We start from the raw sequence: 20,535 nt of genomic DNA on the forward strand, positions 1-20,535 counted from the left end.
GGCTGTTTATTAATAAGTGCCGCAAGAGAGTTAGGACTTAAATTGACAGAAAGATAATTATGCAGATAAGCTGTAATCTGCTTTCTCACAACCTTCTGTGATTGCGATATTTCCTATTTGCCTTACAACTTAAACAATAAGTCCAAGTCAACTAGGAGGCAGCATTATGAGCGGAAAATACATTTCCAATTTTGGAAATCGGAGTGAGGCAAAAGTTCTTTACCTTATCAGGATTGCCTAGCCACTTAATGATGACGTAATTGAAAAAAATCACATCTGTAAACCCACTAAATTTACTCTGCTCAAGGAATTAAATCAGTTATTAGTTATTCACTTTTTGCTGACGCAATGAACGTTGAAGAACTATCATCCCTTAATTGAAGATTTATGCAAGTTCAAAAACATTACATTTATGCACTTCGATTCAGCAATAGTTAAGGACAGCTAAATTTAGCTGTCCCTGATGTCATATATGAAACAGTGTATTCTCTGGACTACCAGGCGATTTGCGATCGCTCTTGCACCACTCGCTGATATACTTCTTCAGTTTGCTTGGCTAATTTCGGCCAGCTAAAGCGTCGCTCTAAATCCTCATAAGCGTTATCCACCAGCCATTGCCGATATCCTGGATTTTTCAACACTTCCAAAATTCCCCAAGCTAAAGAATTGGGATTGTTCACCCAAGTCACAATGCCTGTTTTGGTATGTTGCACCACTTCTGGAAAACCACCTGTATCAGAAACTACTACAGGAACACGAGAAGCAAAGCTTTCTAAAGCCACAATTCCAAAGGGTTCGTAAAGACTCGGAAAAACGGCACAGTCAGCGACAGTTTGAAATTTATCTAAGTAATCATCGGAGAGAAAACCGGTAAAATAGCAATGATGCCAAATTCCTAAATCCCAAGCTTGGCGCTTGAGATGGTCAGTATTGCCGCCACCGACGATCACAAATTTAACATTACCTCCCAGTTCCGAAAGGATTTTGGGTGCAGCATTGAGTAATACAGGTACACCTTTTTCGTAGGTCATGCGACCGAGGTAGTAAACGATTTTCTCATGGTCTGTGGCAAATTGGCGGCGAAAATCCAGAGCATGAAAATCTATGTGATGTTGTTTCTTTTCGGCTCGGATACCGTTATAAATGACATCGATTTTGTCCCAAGGACTGTGTAGCGCTCGTTCTACTTCTTGGCGCATATAGTCGCTACAAACAATAATCCGCCAAGCGTTGTAAGCGAGCAAGGTTTCTTTGCCATTTATATAGCCTTGGATGTCTGTGTGAATACCGTTATAGCGTCCGTATTCTGTAGCGTGAATTGTGGCAATTAGTGGTATTTTAAAATTATGCTTGAGAGCGATCGCAGCATCTCCAACTAACCAATCATGGGCATGAATTAAATCAAAGGGCCCTTCCTCCAAGATCAACTTACCACCGTGATCTCCCATACTCAAGTTTAGATTAACTACCCAGTGGAAAAAATCGTTACTATGTCCAACTGGCACGCGATGTATGTGTACTCCCTCAACCACCTCATACATCGACGCTTGACCAAACTCCGCTGTAATTATATGGACTTCATGCCCTAGCTTTACTAGTTCCGGGTACAACTCCGCTACATGACGCGCAATTCCTCCAACAATCCTTGGTGGAAACTCCCAACTCAGTACCAGTATCTTCATCTACTAGACTCCCCAACACTTTATAAATATCTAAATAACTACATTTACCTAAAAATACAAGTCTGGCGAATGCAGTGAGTACTTTTACTAAAATTTTGAGATTTTTTAACAGTAATTTTGGTAATTCGTAATTCGTAATTCGTAATTCGTAACTCAGGCTTTAAGAAGGGGTGACGTCACAGACAGCATGAACTTGATCGCGCCCTTGCTGTTTGGCTACATAGAGCGCTTTGTCTGCTGCATTAATTAAGTCTGGCGGCGAAATTTCGCAATTTGGCACAATGCTGACAACACCTAGACTCACGGTAACGCGATCGCACACACGAGACTGAGCATGGGGAATGGCCAAGTCCCATACTGCTTGTCGAATAGTTTGAGCTACATGGATTGCTCCTTGAATCTCTGTATTAGGCAGAATCACAGCAAATTCTTCCCCACCGTAACGGGCGACTAAATCGGCTGGACGCTTAACAATATTTTTGAGGGCACTTGCCAATTGCCGCAAACAATCATCTCCTGCTAAATGACCATAGCTATCATTGTAAAGTTTAAAAAAATCGACATCGAACAAAATTAAAGATAATGGCACTTGCTCGCGTTTGAGTCGCTGCCACTCAGCTTCCAGATACTCATCAAATCGGCGGCGATTAGCTATTTGAGTCAAACCATCTAGGGTAGCCAATCTGTGTAGTTCTTCATTGGCAGCTTGTACTTGCTGGTAAAGTACAGATTGATGAATCGCGATCGCTACCTGACTTGCTAACTGTTGCAACAAATTAACTTCAAAGGCTTGCCAGTAACGAGGTGCGGCACACTGGTGAGCAATCAGTAAACCCCATAGATGCTCTCCATTCAAAATCGGCACTATTATAGCAGCCTTAATTTGATAGAGTTGTAATAACTTAAAAAGATCGGCTGAAAAATCAGATTCCTGAATATCATGGAAGACTTTAGGTAATCCCTGGTAATAGTTGCTAAAATCTTGCTTGAGCGAAAATGGATGCATTGTCAGTTCTAATCTCTGGGGGTAGTCATCACCCAATGACTCCGCCGCAAAATTGCCACTTCCGTCAGGTTCTAACTGGTAGATAGCTACGGAATCTGAACCCAAACACTGGCGAATACTGTTGACTGTTGTATTCAGAACCTCTTCCAAATCCAGTGATTGCCGAATCTGTTGAGTTACTTCAGTAATTAGCCGTTCCCCTTCTGCCTGTTGTCGCAGCATTGCTTCGGCTTGTTTGCGAGTGTTAATGTCTTCTACTGAGCCAAGAATCTGCGTCGGACTACCGTTAGCATCTCTGGCAAATACAACTTCTCGTGTATTCAGCCAACGCCAATCCCCATTTTTGTGTCGAAATCGATATTCGGTGGAAAGAACTTCATTGTCTTGCAGATTGACGAAGCGACTTGGTACGTCATAGCAGAGATGTCGGTCGTCTGGATGAAAGCAATTTATGAACCACTGCGGATCTGCTTGACAAATTTCCTCTGGGGAGTAGCCTAAAACTGTCACACTTTTCTCGTTAAGATAAATGCTTGTTCCTTTTAAGAGGTCAAACAAATACAAAATATGCGGTACGGTATTAGCAACCTTTTGGAGAAAGTCTTGACTTGAGCGCAATGCTTCTTCAGCTTTGTGGCGTTCGCGCAGCGCTGCTTGATATTCACTAATATCTCGTCCCTCAGAAATTAGTAGCAATACACGCCCTGCTTCATCAAGTATGGGACGTAGTGAGAAATCAATCGTGATAATTTGATGATCTCGACCTAAAACGTCAACTTCATAGCGAATAGGTTGACCGTTAGTAGCAGCAGCGATCGCAGTTTTTAATTGCTCTTGTGTCTCTAAGGAAATTGTCCACCATTTTGCTTCCCAAAATGGCTTACCTACCACTTCTTCTCGACTAATCCCAGCAAAGTCTAGTGCTGTTTGGTTCGCTTCTAGTACTATTCCATTCGGCTCAAGCAATCCGATAAACTGAATGGTTTGATTGAAAATCGCCCGGAATTTTTGCTCATTTTCACTTAGAGCTTGTTCTACCTGTTTACGGTCAGTAATATCTCGTCCAACAGATTGAAGTTCTATAATCGTACCTTGGTCATCAAATATCCCTCTAATAATCCACTGCGTCCACCGCACCCCTTGGCAAGCTACGACGCGATTTTCAATGGTGATAACGGGATTTTCTAAGCTGATGGAACTTACCAAACTAAACACACGTTCTTGGTCTTCTTCAAACACAACAGGTTTGTAGTGCTGACCGATAATTTTGTCTCGCTCCAGTCCAAAAAATCGACAGTAAGCTTCATTAACAAAGGTAAAAGTGCCATCTGGTAAGCCTCTAGCAATCAGTTCTGTTTGGTCTTCGAGAATGGCACGAGAACGCGCTTCGCTCTCTTGCAGTGCAGCTTCTACTTGTTTACGAGCGCTAATATCAAGCACTAAACCCTGAAGTACCTGAGTTTGTCCATCGGCATCAAGAACGAGATTAGCTTGATTTCGTACCCAAATTATTCTGCCATCGCGCCTAATCATCCGATACTCGATCCTCAAAGGCTCTCCGGTAGCAATCGTAGCGTTTACAGCTTGCCAAAAGCGATCGCGATCGTCTGGATGAGTGTAATCTAACCAACTATTCAAAAAACCATGATTCCAATCTTCGGGAGCAATGCCTAATAATTGTTGCAGTTGCGGACTAATATAAGCTTCTTTTACAGTGGTATTTATTGGTGAGATATAAACAACGCCCGGAATTTGTTCTACCAGAGTGCGATACTTTTGTTCTGCCTCAGAGAGTTTTTCTTGGGCCCGCTTGCGACTCATGATGTTTTGAATTTCTACAATAAAGTATATTTTGCTGTTAGAAATCCCGCACTAGGGGCACACTCAAGGATGGTTGAGCCAACAGTGAGTCAGTCTGGCTTTGTGAAAGCACTTGAAGCTGCTGTTGACAGCCTGTGTAATTAAAATTAAAGAATACAGAATTCAGAATAGGGAAACTATGGTGTGGGAATATAAAATATCACAGTCAGACGATCGCGTACTTGCTACCACTGCACTATCCGCCACTTGCACTCCCATTCATTCTGAATTCTGACTCCTGGCTCCTGAATTCTATTAGTTTTGATCCAAGCGCAGTACTGCCATAAAGGCTTCCTGCGGTACGTCTACAGTACCCACAGATTTCATCCGCTTTTTACCTTTTGCTTGCTTCTGTAAAAGTTTCTTCTTCCGACTGATGTCACCACCGTAGCACTTGGCTAACACGTCTTTCCGCAAGGCGGGGATATGTTCGCTGGCGATAACTTTACTGCCAATAGATGCCTGAATTGGTACTTTGAATTGATGGCGGGGAATTAGTTCCTTGAGTTTTTCTGCCATTGCCCGCCCGACGTTGTAAGCTTTATCTCGATGCACAATCATCGCCAAGGAATCTACGGGATCGCCGTTAATCATGATATCCAGCTTCACCAGAGGATTTTCACGATAGCCGATGATGTGATATTCCATACTGGCATAACCGCGCGATCGCGACTTCATTTGATCAAAAAAGTCAGTCACAACTTCCGCCAAGGGTAGTTCGTAAGTAAGTGTGGTTCGTCCTTGGGCGAGATATTTCATATCTTTGAAGATGCCACGGCGATTTTGTGACAACTCCATCAAAGCGCCGACATAAGTTTCCGGCGTAATCATCTCGACTTGGACGTAAGGTTCTTCAATTCTTTCGCGATCGTTGGGAGAAGGCAAGCGACTAGGATTATCGATGTACAGTTCCTCACCTTTGAGGGTAATCACCTTATAAACCACCGAAGGGGCTGTAATGATTAAATCTAGGTTATACTCTCGCTCTAGACGTTCCTGGACAATTTCCATGTGCAGCAAACCCAAGAACCCACAACGGAAGCCAAACCCCATCGCGCTAGAAGTTTCTGGTTCGTAGTGCAGCGCTGCGTCGTTGAGTTCCAGCTTTTCCAAGGCTTCCCGCAAATCTTCAAATTGATCGGCATCAATGGGGAACATCCCGCAAAAAACCATTGGGTTCGCTTCTGCGTAGCCTGGTAAAGGTGACTCCGCTTTCGCCTTACTTAAGGTAATTGTGTCGCCTACCCGTGCATCAGCTACAGCTTTAATTGCCGCTCCCAAATAGCCTACTTCCCCAGCGTGGAGTTCATCAACTTGCTTTTGAGTCGGAGAAAGAACACCTAACTCATCAATTTCAAATTCTTTACCGGATGCCATTAAATGGATGCGATCGCCTTTTTTCACAGTGCCATCCATTACCCGGAAATACACAATTACTCCCCGGTAGCTGTCGTAATAGCTGTCAAAAATTAACGCTCGTAAGCGTTCATTTATGGTATTAGGCGGTGGCGGTATCCGCTCGACAACTGCTTCTAAAATCTCATCAATACCAATTCCTTCTTTAGCAGAGGCCAGAATTGCACCACTGCAATCTAGACCGATAATTTCTTCAATTTCGCTAATTACCCGTTCTGGTTCTGCCCCCGGCAAATCGATTTTATTCAAAACCGGGATAATTTCCAGGTTACTCTCTAAGGCTAAATATACATTTGCCAAAGTTTGCGCTTCCACACCTTGGGACGCATCTACTACCAATAGCGCTCCTTCGCAAGCAACAAGAGAGCGGGAGACTTCATAAGAGAAATCGACGTGTCCCGGAGTATCAATCAGGTTCAGCACATACTGCTGACCATCCTTAGCTGTGTAGTTCATCCGGGCAGCTTGCAGCTTAATGGTAATGCCGCGCTCCCGTTCTAGATCCATGTTATCGAGAAACTGTTCCTTCATCTGCCGGTCTTCAACAGTGCCAGTAGCTTGTAGCAAGCGATCGGCGAGGGTTGATTTCCCGTGGTCGATGTGAGCAATAATACAAAAATTGCGAATGCGAACTGCGGGAACGTCAGTCATATACTATCTTTGCCTTAGCAGCAACCAAAGTTAAAAGAGCAATTTACTTAATGTATTTTAATGCTTTCTTAGCCAAGACGCTCCGTTTTCAGTGCTGAGTTCCGAGTGCTGAGTGCTGAGTTAGGAGTTAAGAGTTAAGAGTTAAAAGTTAAGAGTTAAGAGTTAAGAGTTAAAAGTTAAGAGTTAAAAGTTAAGAGTTAAAAGTTAGGAGTTATTTTCTTCCTCTGCCCCTCTGCCTCCCCTGCCCCTCTGCCTCCCCTGCCTCCCCTGCCTCCCCTGCCCCCCTGCCCCCCCTGCCCCCTCCCCCTCTTCACTCCATCTTCAACTTTCGATCTAAATAGGTGGACTTTTAAGAATATTATGAAAGTCTATTTGTCGCTGCTAGTATTCAACAGCTAGGAGCGTACAATAAATGTAAATAAGTACATGTAGGGATCATGTAGGGATGATGGGCAATTACGACCCGTAATTACTCAGAATCACTGATTTATCGGCAAAACTTCTAGAGCTATTGTCTAGTCAGTTATATGAAAAATGTGATTTGAAACTTAAAGCCTGTTACTTTGGTGCTATTTCAGGGAACTATATAACTGTCCCTTTGAAGATTTTTCAGCGAATTAGCCCAAACTATGAATATAACTGCTTTACAAAGCTTTAGACAAAACCAATTCAGAGTATATCAAACCTATGAATATGCAAGAGAAAACTACCGAAGCGGAAAACACACGAACCGATAAGGTAGAAATTGCTGTCCGCCTAGACTCCGAGTTACTAGAGCAAATTCAGCATCTCACCAATGACCCAAGTAAAGTAATTGAGGTGGCGATTCGCCAGTGGTTGCGGGGTGAAATTCTCAGAGATGATGAATTGACGCGCACGCCTGTGCGTACCCCCGTTCCTCCTCGCGGTGAATGGAACGATTGACGCTATTAGTCAGCTGTCAATAGAAATTAAAAAAAGTAAAGTTTGTCAATCTGGTTTCCAGAACACCAAGAAATACCCAATCAAAAACAAAAAAGCTGTAAAAGTTTATGCATAAATTTTAACGGCTTTAGTAAAATTACGGTCGGACACCCTTTGTCTATCCAACTCAATTAATGACTATTACTGCCAATTCCCAATTGCCAAATGTATTTTCCCAAAATCTGGAATCTATTACCAGTAAGACTGATGGCTCATTACCAGCTCTAGGAGCAGAGTTGGTGTATACGCAAGATGGGGCAGGGCGCTATCTGACCTTTTATTGGCAGCACAGCGAACTCCTGGGGTTAAATACTGAAAAAATAGTTGACGAGCTGAACCAGTCCCAAACCTTTGCTCCGGTGGATAAGGTTACTTATTTGGAACGATTGCACCGAATTTTGACGGGTTTGATACCAGAAAGGTTTCAGTGCTGGTTTAGCTATCACCAGGAATTATTTGAGTTGGACTTAGTGATTAGTCCGATTATGCCGAGTTTGGGAACAACTGCCACTACAGTTTTAGTGATGGGACGCTTAGTGCAAGCGACACTCAACAAAAAACAAGTGCGCGTGGCATCAAAAACGCCCACACAAATAGAGTTGGCTTTACGTTCACAGCAACACCAAAAACTGGTAAATCGCATTACCAGAAATATTCGCCGGACGTTGGATTTAGATATTATTTGGCAGCAAACAGTTGACAGCTTGGGGAAAGCACTGCGGCTAGAGCGCTGTATTATTTGTCCTTATCAGCCCTCTAGCTCAAAAGTACAGGTGAAAGCTGAGTATCGCCAGCCAGAACTCAAATCAATGCTTGGCTCAGAAATAGATATAGTTTCTGAGCCTGCTTTTGCTCAAGCCTTGGCAACCCTAGAACCAGTTGTGATGGAAGTGCCTGGATATAAAGAGTCTGGACGGCAGAAAACTTTAGTGGTTGCAACTTGCTATCAAGACCAAGCAAATGGATTGGTTGCCTTGAATTGGCAGGATGAGTGCTACACATTAACAGAATCGGAATTAGAACTAGCAAAAGAAGCAGCAGATCAATTGGGAACTGCGATCGCACATGCTACTTTATATAAAGAATTAGAAGCAGCGCGTCAAAAAGCCGAAGAAGCTTCCCGCCTCAAAAGCGAGTTTCTGGCTAATGTATCCCATGAAATTCGTACCCCCCTCAACGGCATGATTGGCTTCTTGAAGCTGATTTTGGAAGGGATGGCAGATGACCCAGAAGAACAAAACCAATTTTTGGCAGAAGCTCATCAGTTATCCATACATCTGCTAAATATCATTAACGACATTTTGGACATTGCCAAAATTGAAGCTGGTAAAATGGAGCTAGCTTACGCTCCAGTCAAGCTCAATGAGCTATTCAGTGATGTAGAAAGTTTCATGCGTCCCCAAGCAGAAATGAGAAACCTCAGCTTTGGGATGCAAATGCCTGCCACTTCCGATGAAATCATTGTCCAAAGTAACTACCAACGGTTGCTACAAGTGATGCTCAATTTGGTAGGTAATGCCATCAAATTTACCCATGAGGGTGGCATCACCGTCAGCGCCGATTTAGTACTGAAAAAAGCGAAGCCGAACTTTCAAGGTCAGGAATTTCCTGGCATGGTAAGAGTACGTGTGGCAGACACTGGTATTGGTGTTTCTTTAGACAAACAAGATAAACTGTTTCAATTATTCTCTCAGGTGGATGGCTCCCGCACTCGCCAATATGGCGGCACAGGCTTAGGACTGGCAATATCCCAGAAGTTAGTAGAAGCAATGGGTGGTGAGGTACATTTTTATAGTCTAGGCGAAGGACTTGGCTCAACAGTCACATTCACCGTGCCACTGTATCAACAACCAGTTATGGTTTCATCTAGTGATAGCGACTCAATAAGTAGTGCTGAGTAATGAGTAATGAGTAATGAGTAATGAGTAATGAGTGCTGAGTTTGGATACTTGGTAATACTGGGTTTTGAGTTTTAAGCTTTAAAGTTTTTTAGTAATTATTTAGTAATTATTGTTTAATAACCATATTAGGCATGGGGCAAAATAGTTCCGAGTTGTGAGTAAGGAATCCTACTCATTACTCATTACTCATTACTCAGCACTGATTACTCAGCACTCTTGAGGGGTATTGGGAAAAAACCTTCCTTGTTCTCACCTCCTTGCGTTCTCTCAGTACTTTAAAGGCTAAAGTAGAGTAGGAGGGCTTGCACAACAAATTGTTCAGCTAATCTAATATCAAGTTGCTAAAACCAGCAGTGGTTTAGTCAAAAGTCATTAAAAACTGACACCTGACAATCTAGCGGCAATTAGATTTAGGATCGATTTAACAAAGCTGGAAAATAATATTTTGGATAATGGTTAATGAGCAACGCCGCATCTGGCACAGAGATCATTATTATTCAATGCCCAATGCCCCATGCCCCATGCCCCATTCCCAATGCCCATCATTCACTTAGCAGGTCTAAACTATGGAACTCACAATTGACAACGTTGAAACAGTCTTAGATGAAATGCGCCCTTATCTTATGTCTGATGGCGGCAATGTGGAACTCGTAGAACTCGATGGGCCTGTTGTAAAACTGCGCCTACAAGGTGCCTGTGGTTCTTGTCCCAGTTCTGCAATGACCCTGAGAATGGGAATTGAGCGCCGCCTTAAGGAAATGATTCCCGAAATTGCAGAAATTGAACAAGTGGTGTAAAAGTTAGGAGTTAGGAGTTAGGAGTTATGAGTTTTGAATCAACTCCTAACTCCTCATTCTTAACTCCTAACTATTCTTATGTCCCATCCTCTTTACATCGCTTTTATCTGGCATCAACATCAGCCGCTGTACAAATCTCCTGGCAGCGGCGTTTCGCTATCTCCAAGTCAGCAGTACCGTCTACCTTGGGTACGTTTACATGGGACTAAAGATTATTTGGATTTGGTATTGCTATTAGAGCGGTATCCTAAGTTACACCAAACGGTGAATTTAGTACCATCGTTGATATTGCAACTGGAAGATTATATTGCTGGTACTGCTTTTGACCCTTATCTCACAGCCAGCTTGACACCGGATGAACAACTCACCCAGGAACAGCGGGAATTCGTTATTCAACACTTTTTCGATGCCAATCACCACACGCTGATTGACCCCCATCCCCGCTATGCAGAACTGTACCAGCAAAGGCAGGAAAAAGGGCAAGCTTGGTGTTTAGCAAATTGGGAGTTGCCAGATTATGGCGATTTGCTAGCTTGGCACAATTTGGCTTGGATCGATCCGCTGTTTTGGGATGACCCAGAAATTGCTACTTGGTTAAAACAGGGGCGGAATTTTACTTTAAGCGATCGCCAGCGCATTTATTCCAAACAGCGAGAAATTCTCAGCCGCATTATCCCTCAACATCGAAAAATGCAGGAGGCGGGACAGCTAGAAGTTACCACCACGCCTTACACTCACCCGATTTTACCGTTACTCGCTGATACTAACTCCGGTCGGGTCGCTGTGCCAAATATGACACTACCTAAGCAGCGATTTGAGTGGGCAGAAGATATTCCCCGCCACTTACGGAAAGCTTGGAACTTTTATAAAGACCGCTTTGGACAGATCCCTCGTGGTTTGTGGCCTTCGGAACAGTCAGTAAGTCCGGCAATACTTCCACATATTATTGACCAAGGGTTTAAGTGGATATGCTCAGATGAAGCTGTCTTAGGGTGGACGCTGAAACACTTTTTTCATCGGGATGGGGCGGGGAATGTGCAGCAACCAGAACTACTGTACCGACCCTATCGCTTGCAAACCGCCGAGGGTGATTTGTCAATTGTGTTTCGTGACCACAGATTATCAGATTTGATTGGCTTTACCTACGGTGCGATGCCAGCAAAACAGGCAGCTGCGGACTTAGTGGGACATTTGCAAGCGATCGCTAAAATGCAAAGAGATAGTCACAGTGATCAACCTTGGCTAGTTACCATCGCCTTGGATGGGGAGAATTGCTGGGAATTTTATCCCCAAGATGGCAAACCTTTCCTAGAAGCTTTATATCAAAGTTTGAGTGATGAACCCCACCTGAAACTTGTTACCGTCTCCGAATTCCTCGAAGAATTTCCAGCCACAGCCACCATTCCCGGAGGACAATTACATAGTGGTTCTTGGGTGGATGGGAGCTTCACAACTTGGATCGGCGATCCCGCCAAAAATCGTGCTTGGGATTACTTGACAGAAGCTAGAGTTATGCTGGCAAGTCATCCCGAAGCGACGGAAGAAAACAACCCAGAAGCGTGGGAAGCATTGTATGCCGCAGAGGGTTCTGACTGGTTTTGGTGGTTTGGTGCAGGACACTCATCAAATCAGGATGCCATCTTTGACCAGTTGTTTCGAGAACACTTGTTTGGCATTTACAAGGCATTAAATGAACCAGTACCGCCCTATCTCAAGCAACCAGTGGAAATCCATGAAGCACAGGGAAGCCACATTCCACAAGGATTTATTCATCCTGTCATTGATGGTAAGGGTGATGAGCAAGACTGGGACAAAGCTGGACGCATAGAAATCGGCGGGGCGCGGGGGACGATGCACAATAGCAGCGTCATCCAGCGACTTTGGTATGGGGTGGATCACCTCAATTTCTATTTGCGCCTGGACTTTAAAGGTGGCGTTGCACCAGGGCGGGGTTTTCCAGCAGAGTTGAATTTGCTGTGGTTTTATCCAGAAAAAACAATGGTCAACAGCCCAGTTCCCTTGGCAGATGTACCAGATGCAGCCCCACTGAATTACCTTTTCCACCATCTTTTGGAAGTTAACTTGCTGACACAATCGATTCAGTTTCGGGAAGCCGGAGACAATTATCAATGGCAACCCCGTTTCAGTCGCGCTCAAGTAGCTTTAAATAGTTGTTTAGAATTGGCAGTCCCGTGGGCAGATTTGCAAGTTCCGCCAGATTATTCCCTGCGCCTGATTTTGGTGCTTGCGGATGAAGGACGTTTTGCCAACTATTTGCCAGAAAATGCTTTGATTTCCATTGAAGTGCCTTAGAAATTAGACCTCTTGCAAAAGTCTCTAACACCCCTCCCCTTGGTAAGGCCTCGGTGTACACACAAGTCGAATTACCCCCCTTAATCCCCCCTTGGTAAGGGGGGAAACAGGAAATCTAGTTCCCTCCCCTTTACAAGGGGAGGGTTAGGGTGGGGTAAAATCCTGGTTAATCAGCTAATTCAGACTTGTGTGTACACCGTAGCCTTGGTAAGGGGAGGGGAGCATTTGCTTTACTCAAATGCGGGGTGGGGTTCTTTATTTTTGATTGATGGCAGGAGGCAGGAGGCAGGAGGCAGGAGGTAAAAGTATTACTATTCCTAGCCTTGGGGTTTTCAAAATGTCCTAACCTATGTGGCTACGGCTATATGTAAGAGGTCTATTGGGGGTCATACCAAGTCTATTCCTGAGAGGATCGCTAGATTGCTCCCGATGTAACCCATTGCTAAAGGAGATTGACCCTTTAATAACAACAAAATCTGATTCAGGATTTCTGGAAGAGTTGCACCATACAACCGCCAGAGCTTTTTCTCCAGTTGGGTTAAAATGCGATCGCCTGCAATATCGTCAGTACCCGGTCGTAGCAACCAATGGGTTCGCAATATCTGGAAATGACGAATATCATGACTCTGGACGACTTGATGAATCTCTTGGGCAGTATGTTCCACCAATTCATCTGTCACTATTTTCATTACCAGAGGTTGCAATGTAAATGAGGGTTCATAATCGCTGATCCATTTTTCTAAAAGCGATCGCCTTTCCAACCCCACAATCCCCTCTAAAACCATCCCTGGGTCAACGGATATGAGTAAATGGGTTTGCAATCGAGAAAATGAGACAGGTTCTTGCCAAATAGCCAACCAGTAGAGAATGTCTTGCTCTAAGCCAGAAAGTTGCTCAAATTGCTGTTTGAGAATCACACGCAAGCGATCGCCCACAATTAGAGTATTCTGACTTAAAAAAGCAGCAATATTCCCGCCAAATACAGACTGAATCAATGGTGTTACCAGTTTCAGCGCCAAAGGATTACCGCGATAAAGTTGAATTAATGCTGATAACCCCAGTTCTTTGCCTGAAAATCTCCTTGATTGTAATAATTCTACAGCCGCTTTTTTTGGCAACCCTTTGAGATTTAAACAGCGAAATGTTTTGCTATTAATTTCGATATTCTTTGGTTGTTCGCGGCTAGTAATGAGAATACAACTTTGATGCCGTTCCCGACTTAATTGTTGGATAAATTGACCATAACTAAGGTTTTCTGCTTGTGAGAAAATGGCATCTAGTCCATCCAATACCAACAAACAGTGATGTTTTTGTAACTGCTGTATAAGTTTTGCCGTACCTTGTTGAATATTTTGGACAACGCCTTGCTCAAAGGAATTTAGGAGGCTATTGAGCAGGGAAATGAGAGATGGGGAAGTTTGTAGAGATTTCCAAATTAAACAATCAAATTTTGACTGAATGCGGTCTACTAAAGCCAGTGCTAGGGCGGTTTTGCCAATACCAGCAATACCGTTAATGGTGATTAATTTACAGTTTTGACTGGTGATCCATTCTTCTAATTGTGCCAATTCCTGATTTCGTCCATAGAAGCTTTCGATATCAGGTGCTTCATTCCAGTCTCGGTAAAGTGTGGGGATGTCTGCAATAGGTTCTAAGTCTGCGTGGGATAATTCTGCGATCGCTTCCCAGTTGACAATACCAACAGCTTGACAGATCGCGATGAAAATTTCTCGCTGAATGCGATCGCCTTGCCAAAATCGGCGTAAAGTAGCTCTAGAGGTATGGGCATCTTGCCACCAACGCGCCGTGCTAGTTTTTGTCCAACCTAGACGTTGACGAGATTTGTCTACAATTGCTAGTCCTGCTGTTGATGCTTTCAGCGAGTTTGACATACATCTATGGTTTAGATTCCGACTTCTTAGATAAGTCGGGGATCTGAGAATGATTTTCAAACAATTCTAATAAACCAATTGTACCCACAAAAAAAGTATAAATTCCATATTGAATTGGCTGATGATTTTTCCCAGGTGCATAAAAAGCGGCAATGATTCCTTCAATGAAATGAGCCGACAATGCCAAGTGAGCAATTATCAAAACTGGATTTAAGATAATAGGTAGATGATTGTTAGTTGTTAATGCTTGAATATTCCATAATTCTAAGCCTATTGCAGTTGCGATCGCTACTATAGATATTACTTTAATTATGGGGAATAATTTTTCTTTGATATATTTCAAATTCATGTTATTTACCAATGTTTTGTTTCAGTTTTGCCAATCTTCCAAAGCTACGGGTTATGTTGGATCTTCATAACAGTATGCCTGTGTATCGTGCAAAGGATAAAGATTTGTATTTGAACTCTCTCTACGTAATAACAGAAGCTTTCAAGTTAACTAGAAGCTGTAGAATCAGGGTTACCTATATTATTTTTATTCTTCGATTTTTTAATATTCATATTTTTTGCTTCAGATGATGAAGAAGTCTTTGAATCATCATGATCTAATGAAGAAGGTTTAGATGACTCTAAACTCTGATTGTTGCCTGATGAATTAATTAATTTACCTTCATGAATAATTTGGGAATTTTCCTGTTTTTCTTGACTTGCAAACTTCCCTGAATACTTAAGACGTTGTAAATCTTGCTTGAATTTTTCATAATTTTCTACACGTTCGCCCAAATTAAAATTAAGCTGGTAATCATTTCTAAGACATCCTATACCTTTTCTAATTTCATCACTATCAAAACTATCATCTGAAAGTAAAAGAGCTTCTAGTTTTTCTAAGAACTGTACAACATCTTCCCGATTAGCATTATTTGGATGATTAGAGAAAAAACTTTCTTCAATATCTTTCAGCTTTTGAGAAGCTTTTTCTCTAGTCCGCTCAAGTTCTGCTAAAGATTTTCGTCTGTCAAGTTCTCGAAATAATATCTTGAAATTGAATTCAAATTTATCTAAAGCGTCAGTATATTTCAGTTCTAGATTTGTGTCTCTCTTTAAAGAGTTAATTACTTCAACAACGCTGCGTGCAAACCCAACTTTATCAAGATAGTGTGGATCTTTTGAACATTGCTTAACGCAAGCGTCTACCGCATCAAACATTGTTTCGCCTAATTCAACTTTCTGCTGAACAAATTCTTCCGTAATATCTCTAGTGTCACGCTCCCTAATACCCCGCACCTCTGAAGCAAATTTTTGAGCAGCTAAAACACTAATAGGTATTGGTATTAAATCTTCAACTTCCGGACTTGAAAGTGTTTCAGGAAAATGAACACCTAATTGCCTCAAATCACCAATTTGCAGGACAAATTCTTCTTTAAGTGGTGGTTTTTTTCGAGGGCCATAACCTTTCTTAGTTAATTCTTTTTTAGCGTTATTACCGGAATCATCACTATCTAGTAAAACAATTACTGCTGGTTGTTCTGAGTCACGTCCACGAGCTAGATAAGTTAAGTATGGAATATTTGATGCTCCCTCAGCAGGAACAATAGTCACTTCGTTCAGATCAAGTGATTCACGCTTGGAAGCTACATCAAAAGTACGCAAGTAAGTTGATACTCCTGCAAGAAGGACTTGATCAACAGGTCCTTCTACCATTAAATTGCAATGACTGATATAAACAGTTTCAGCTACAAAAGCACCAAATGCAGAACGCAGTGGTTCATAGTGATTTCTAGATACACTTTTTACTACACGAGTACCTTCATAATCACTTCCTTTATCTAAAACTCGAATTCTTTCGCCGTGATTTTTATCTATCAAAAATGGTGAATGAGTTACATATACTACCTGAGAGGCTGATTTTCCATCTTCTGAATTTGCAACTTCCTCAAAGATTTTCAATAAATCTTGCTGCGCTCGACTGGATAGGAACGCATCAGGCTCGTCCATTAATAGAATTTCAGGGATATTATTTGGAGGTTTATATGAGCGATGCTGAATGAAGTAACTAAGAAAATATTTCAACCCATTACTACGTTCATCAAAAGAATATTTTGTCCCTGTCCTGTCAACTATTGTGAATTCAAGATTATGATCTTTTGCTGACATAAGTAAGCGAAATTTGCTATCTTGAACCCAATAGTTTGGAAAGTTTAGATTTGCCGATAGTTGTCTATTTATTTTATCTATTATAGCCTGTGTATACCCTACATCATTAGCTTCCATTGAATGAGCTAAATCTAGCAAATTTATCTCATTAACTTCAGCAATTGTACAGAGTAATTGATAAGTTAGATTAACCTCTTCTTCTTGCCTATCTTTATCTTTTTCGTTTAAATTACTATCGGGATCAGATAAAATATTGATAATTTCTTGTATTACATTATTAAATGCTTTATTTTCATTAGAAGTATATGGATTTTTAGAATTATTAAATATTTCTGGGTTCTTATAAAACTCATCTACTAACTTACGAATTCTTTGACGATGAGTATTTGAAAGTATTTCATATCTAGTACAATCAGCTTTTCCTTTGACTTTTTGAACAAGCTTTTGAATTGGTATACTTGAAGGAAGTGCTATGTTACTCTTTAGCCTGCGAGTTCCTGGTAGTATTTTTATAAACTCATCTACTTTTCGAGGATCAACTTCATGAGAGGAATATTTTCCCTCATCTTCAGGAAGGTATATACTGAGCAAGTTACCACTAGTCCTAAAAAGAAAAAATCTATCTAATGAACGGCTTGGAGAAATATCAGATAGTTGTTTTATGTGCTTACACTCTATCTCAGATAAACATGACCATTCTGTACCAAAGTCAGGCAGACGATTTTTGTCAGAAGTTACAAGAAAACGCTCTGAATAGCGACAAAAATCCCTTGAAGAAATTGGTTGTTTTTTAGAGTCGTATTCAATAGCATAGCCAGTAATTGCTTTTTCAATGGCACTTAAAAGATGAGACTTGCCTGATTCATTTGCACCTACAATAGCTGTGATTTTTGGATCTATTGGTACTTGAATATAGGGATACCACATTTCAGTATCATCGGCTTTAATGATTTCCCAAGGCTTTTTATGCACTCTAGGATCATGTTGCTTCATATAGTCAACATTGAATGACTTATAAAATCTAACTAAAACTGAATCGAGACGCATAAGTTTTATCTTTATTAAGATATATAAATATTTACTCAGTATACTTCTGTATTTTTACTATAAAAAGTATTTTAATTGATTTATTTTAGGTAGTTTTTATTACAAGAGTATATTACTAAAATCATACAGGCTGCAAGTAGTATCTAAAAAAATTAGTATACGCTTAAACGAAACTGAATATTTCACCTTAAACTTACTACTGAGCCAATAACTGAGCATAAAACTGAGCATATCTCACTGAAAAACACACCTACGCTAGAGACAGCAAACAAAAGCGCCAGGTAAAGATTATGACTCAAACCCTAGAACAACAACCCAGTGGTTTATATCTGCAAAACTCCAACCAACAGATTGCTTTTCCCCTTAAACACACTGAAGTAAAAGCCAAAATCGCTGGTAACATCTCACGGGTGGAAGTTACCCAAAGCTTTGAAAATCCCTTTACTACAACCCTAGAAGCCGTTTATGTCTTCCCCTTACCCGATGAAGCTGCCGTTGATGATATGCTGATTCGCATAGGCGATCGCACAATTCAAGGCAGCATCAAAAAACGCCAAGAAGCTGTAGCAATATACGAACAAGCCAGAAAACAAGGACACACAGCCGGACTCCTCGAACAAGAACGAGACAATATCTTCACCCAATCCCTGGCGAACATCAAGCCAGGTGAACAAATTGATGTGATTATTCGCTATAGCGACAGCCTAAAATTTGAGGGAGGAAATTACGAATTTGTTTTCCCGATGGTTGTTGGCCCCCGTTACATTCCCGGAATCACCATTGCAGAAAATGCAGTTGGGGGTGGTTCAGCTATTGCATCCATGACTTTAAATCAAGATACTGATTTAGTTCCAGATGCTTCGCGTTTGAATGCTCCTATTTTACCGTCGGGGATGCGATCGCGTCATGATATTAATGTCACCATAGAAATTAATGCTGGCGTTGAGATTCAAGATATTAACTCACCCTCTCACCAAATCCAAATCATCCGTGAAGGAGAGTTAGTAAATGTCAAATTAGGAGGTGGAGACACCATACCCAACAAAGACCTAATTTTACGCTACCAAGTTAGCAGTAATAACACTCAAACAACTACGCTGACTCAAGCTGATGAACGGGGTGGACACTTTGCACTATACCTGATTCCCGCCCTTGAATACCGTCCCGAAGAGATTGTCGCCAAAGATATGGTGTTTCTCATCGACTCCTCCGGTTCTCAAAGTGGCGAACCACTGATGCAATGTCAGGAATTGATGCGTCGTTTTATCAATGGACTCAACCCTGACGACACCTTTAACATTATTGATTTTTCCGATACCACACAGCAGCTTTCACCCGTTCCTCTTCCCAATACTTTCCAAAATCGTTTATTAGCAATCAACTATATCAATCGCTTAAACGCTGGCGGGGGAACGGAGATGTTAGGCGGTATTCGCACTGTCTTAAACTTAAAAGCCACAAATCCGGGACGCTTGCGAAATATTGTTTTACTAACTGATGGCTATATCGGCAACGAAAACCAAATTTTAGCAGAAGTTAAACAGCGTCTCCAGCCAGGAACCCGCCTTCATAGCTTTGGTGCAGGTAGTTCGGTGAATCGTTTCTTACTCAATCGGATTGCAGAATTAGGACGGGGTATTGCTCGGATTATTCGCCACGATGAACCTGTAGATGAGGTGGTAGAAAAATTCTTCCGCAAAATCAATAATCCAGTCCTCGCCAATATTCAATTGCAATGGGAAGGTGATGGAGAATCCCCAATCATGTATCCATCGACACCACCAGATTTATTTGCAGAGCAACCGTTAGTGCTATTTGGACGCAAATCAGACGCGCATTCTGGAAAGTTGCACATCACTGGCATTGCTGCGGGTGGTAGGCGTTATCAGCACAGTTTTCACCTGAATTTTCCACAAACAGGTAATCCTGCGTTAGCGTTCGCGCAGCGTCTCGAAGAGAAGCTTTCCGAAGGAATTGCTCAACTTTGGGGACGTTCCCGCATCAAGGATTTAATGAATCAAATGGTCAGTGGCGACACAAAGGGAGGTGTGGAAGCAGTGACAGATACGGCTCTGGCTTATCAACTGTTATCGCAATATACCGCTTTTGTTGCCGTCAGTGATGATGTTAGAGTCAATCCCAACGAGGATTCGGTATCTGTGCAAGTACCTGTGGAAATACCTGAAGCTATCAGCCATGAGGGTATTTTTGGTAACATTTCTGCTGGCGCGGCTCCTGGGGGTGGAATGGTAAGCAGTCGCCGAGAAGCGAAGAAACAATCTGCACCACTGCCACCATTACCAATATCTGCACCTGCTCCAGCAAAACCGATGGCACGCTTTGAAGATATGGAGTCATTGGTGATGGAAGCTGATATTCCAGCATCAGAGCCGGAACTTGGATTTGCAGATGTTGATGAGTTTAGTAATTTTGACCGCTTGTCATCACTTTCTGAACAAGTGATGCCACAGTTTGAAGAGATGGGTGTGGATGATCAATTGGAAGATTTAAAGGTCTTATTGAAAGAAGAATCTTCTGTCCCTCACTTACAGATTGTGAGCGTCACGGGATTGGATCAGCAGATGATTTCTCTGCTGACTCAATACTTGCAAGCAATTCAACTTCCTAGAGGTTTTGGTGGTGATTTGGTGTTTGAATTCCAGGTTAGTCAGGGACGGGTGAGACAATTGGTGCTGGATGAACAGGCTTCATCGCTGAAGGAACAGACGGTGATTGAATTAATTAGGCGATCGCTTTTAGCCTGGCTACCTTCCCAAACTTTCACCAGTACAGTGCTGTTAACACTTCGCATTCAACCATAATAGTAGAGAGCGATCGCCTTTGATGTCTGCA

General features: G+C 42.1%; 11 protein-coding genes. 5 read left to right on the top strand and 6 right to left on the bottom strand.

Going from position 1 to position 20,535, the window contains the following annotated elements; all coding sequences use genetic code 11:
* Positions 1-494 precede the first annotated feature (494 nt).
* From ACWATR_RS19630 to lepA, 3 genes are all read right to left on the bottom strand, one after another.
* Positions 495-1,682 carry a glycosyltransferase family 4 protein gene (locus ACWATR_RS19630; protein ID WP_460335921.1) on the bottom strand — a complete coding sequence of 396 codons (1,188 nt, stop codon included), beginning with the start codon at positions 1,680-1,682 and terminating at the stop codon, positions 495-497.
* Between the two features lie 160 nt (positions 1,683-1,842).
* On the bottom strand, positions 1,843-4,509 hold the full coding sequence (locus ACWATR_RS19635; RefSeq protein ID WP_460335924.1) for a PAS domain S-box protein: 2,667 nt from the start codon (positions 4,507-4,509) through the stop codon (positions 1,843-1,845).
* A gap of 294 nt (positions 4,510-4,803) precedes the next feature.
* Positions 4,804-6,615: a translation elongation factor 4 gene (lepA, locus tag ACWATR_RS19640; RefSeq protein ID WP_460335927.1), complete on the bottom strand. Its 1,812-nt coding sequence runs from the start codon at positions 6,613-6,615 to the stop codon at positions 4,804-4,806.
* Positions 6,616-7,302: 687 nt separating this feature from the next.
* On the opposite strand from lepA, the gene ACWATR_RS19645 reads away from it, so the two are divergent.
* The 4 genes from ACWATR_RS19645 (at position 7,303) to ACWATR_RS19660 (ending at position 12,589) form a co-directional block, all read left to right on the top strand.
* The gene (locus tag ACWATR_RS19645; protein ID WP_181928319.1) at positions 7,303-7,539 is read left to right on the top strand and encodes a hypothetical protein; all 237 of its coding nucleotides are present in this window, start codon (positions 7,303-7,305) and stop codon (positions 7,537-7,539) included.
* A 173-nt stretch (positions 7,540-7,712) separates the two neighbouring features.
* Positions 7,713-9,479, top strand: coding sequence for an ATP-binding protein (locus tag ACWATR_RS19650; RefSeq protein ID WP_460335931.1), 1,767 nt, complete (start codon positions 7,713-7,715; stop codon positions 9,477-9,479).
* Positions 9,480-10,045: 566 nt separating this feature from the next.
* Positions 10,046-10,276, top strand: coding sequence for a NifU family protein (locus ACWATR_RS19655; protein ID WP_012408256.1), 231 nt, complete (start codon positions 10,046-10,048; stop codon positions 10,274-10,276).
* Between the two features lie 78 nt (positions 10,277-10,354).
* On the top strand, positions 10,355-12,589 hold the full coding sequence (locus ACWATR_RS19660; RefSeq protein WP_460335936.1) for a glycoside hydrolase: 2,235 nt from the start codon (positions 10,355-10,357) through the stop codon (positions 12,587-12,589).
* Positions 12,590-12,975: 386 nt separating this feature from the next.
* Here the strand turns inward: ACWATR_RS19660 and ACWATR_RS19665 are convergent, their stop codons facing one another.
* The 3 genes from ACWATR_RS19665 to ACWATR_RS19675 all read right to left on the bottom strand — a co-directional run bounded on the left by ACWATR_RS19665 (position 12,976) and on the right by ACWATR_RS19675 (position 17,682).
* A complete protein-coding gene (locus ACWATR_RS19665) occupies positions 12,976-14,481 on the bottom strand; it encodes an NB-ARC domain-containing protein (protein ID WP_460335939.1) in 1,506 nt (501 codons plus the stop codon).
* A gap of 4 nt (positions 14,482-14,485) precedes the next feature.
* The gene (locus tag ACWATR_RS19670; protein ID WP_460335941.1) at positions 14,486-14,830 is read right to left on the bottom strand and encodes a hypothetical protein; all 345 of its coding nucleotides are present in this window, start codon (positions 14,828-14,830) and stop codon (positions 14,486-14,488) included.
* A gap of 146 nt (positions 14,831-14,976) precedes the next feature.
* Positions 14,977-17,682 (bottom strand): AAA family ATPase, encoded by a 2,706-nt coding sequence (locus ACWATR_RS19675; protein WP_460335943.1) that lies wholly within the window; start codon positions 17,680-17,682, stop codon positions 14,977-14,979.
* A 290-nt stretch (positions 17,683-17,972) separates the two neighbouring features.
* Here ACWATR_RS19675 and ACWATR_RS19680 point away from each other — a divergent pair, with 290 nt between their 5' ends.
* Positions 17,973-20,504 (top strand): VIT domain-containing protein, encoded by a 2,532-nt coding sequence (locus tag ACWATR_RS19680; RefSeq protein WP_460335946.1) that lies wholly within the window; start codon positions 17,973-17,975, stop codon positions 20,502-20,504.
* Positions 20,505-20,535: the final 31 nt, after the last annotated feature.

Source organism: Nostoc sp. UIC 10890 (assembly GCF_054786515.1).

Bases quoted from the DNA above. Each gene is read 5' to 3' on its own strand.
- ACWATR_RS19635 (WP_460335924.1), bottom strand. From the start codon at position 4,509: ATGAGTCGCAAGCGGGCCCAAGAAAAACTCTCTGAGGCAGAACAAAAG.
- ACWATR_RS19665 (WP_460335939.1), bottom strand. From the start codon at position 14,481: ATGTCAAACTCGCTGAAAGCATCAACAGCAGGACTAGCAATTGTAGAC.
- ACWATR_RS19670 (WP_460335941.1), bottom strand. From the start codon at position 14,830: ATGAATTTGAAATATATCAAAGAAAAATTATTCCCCATAATTAAAGTA.
- ACWATR_RS19655 (WP_012408256.1), top strand. From the start codon at position 10,046: ATGGAACTCACAATTGACAACGTTGAAACAGTCTTAGATGAAATGCGC.
- ACWATR_RS19630 (WP_460335921.1), bottom strand. From the start codon at position 1,682: ATGAAGATACTGGTACTGAGTTGGGAGTTTCCACCAAGGATTGTTGGA.
- ACWATR_RS19680 (WP_460335946.1), top strand. From the start codon at position 17,973: ATGACTCAAACCCTAGAACAACAACCCAGTGGTTTATATCTGCAAAAC.
- lepA (WP_460335927.1), bottom strand. From the start codon at position 6,615: ATGACTGACGTTCCCGCAGTTCGCATTCGCAATTTTTGTATTATTGCT.
- ACWATR_RS19650 (WP_460335931.1), top strand. From the start codon at position 7,713: ATGACTATTACTGCCAATTCCCAATTGCCAAATGTATTTTCCCAAAAT.
- ACWATR_RS19645 (WP_181928319.1), top strand. From the start codon at position 7,303: ATGAATATGCAAGAGAAAACTACCGAAGCGGAAAACACACGAACCGAT.
- ACWATR_RS19660 (WP_460335936.1), top strand. From the start codon at position 10,355: ATGTCCCATCCTCTTTACATCGCTTTTATCTGGCATCAACATCAGCCG.
- ACWATR_RS19675 (WP_460335943.1), bottom strand. From the start codon at position 17,682: ATGCGTCTCGATTCAGTTTTAGTTAGATTTTATAAGTCATTCAATGTT.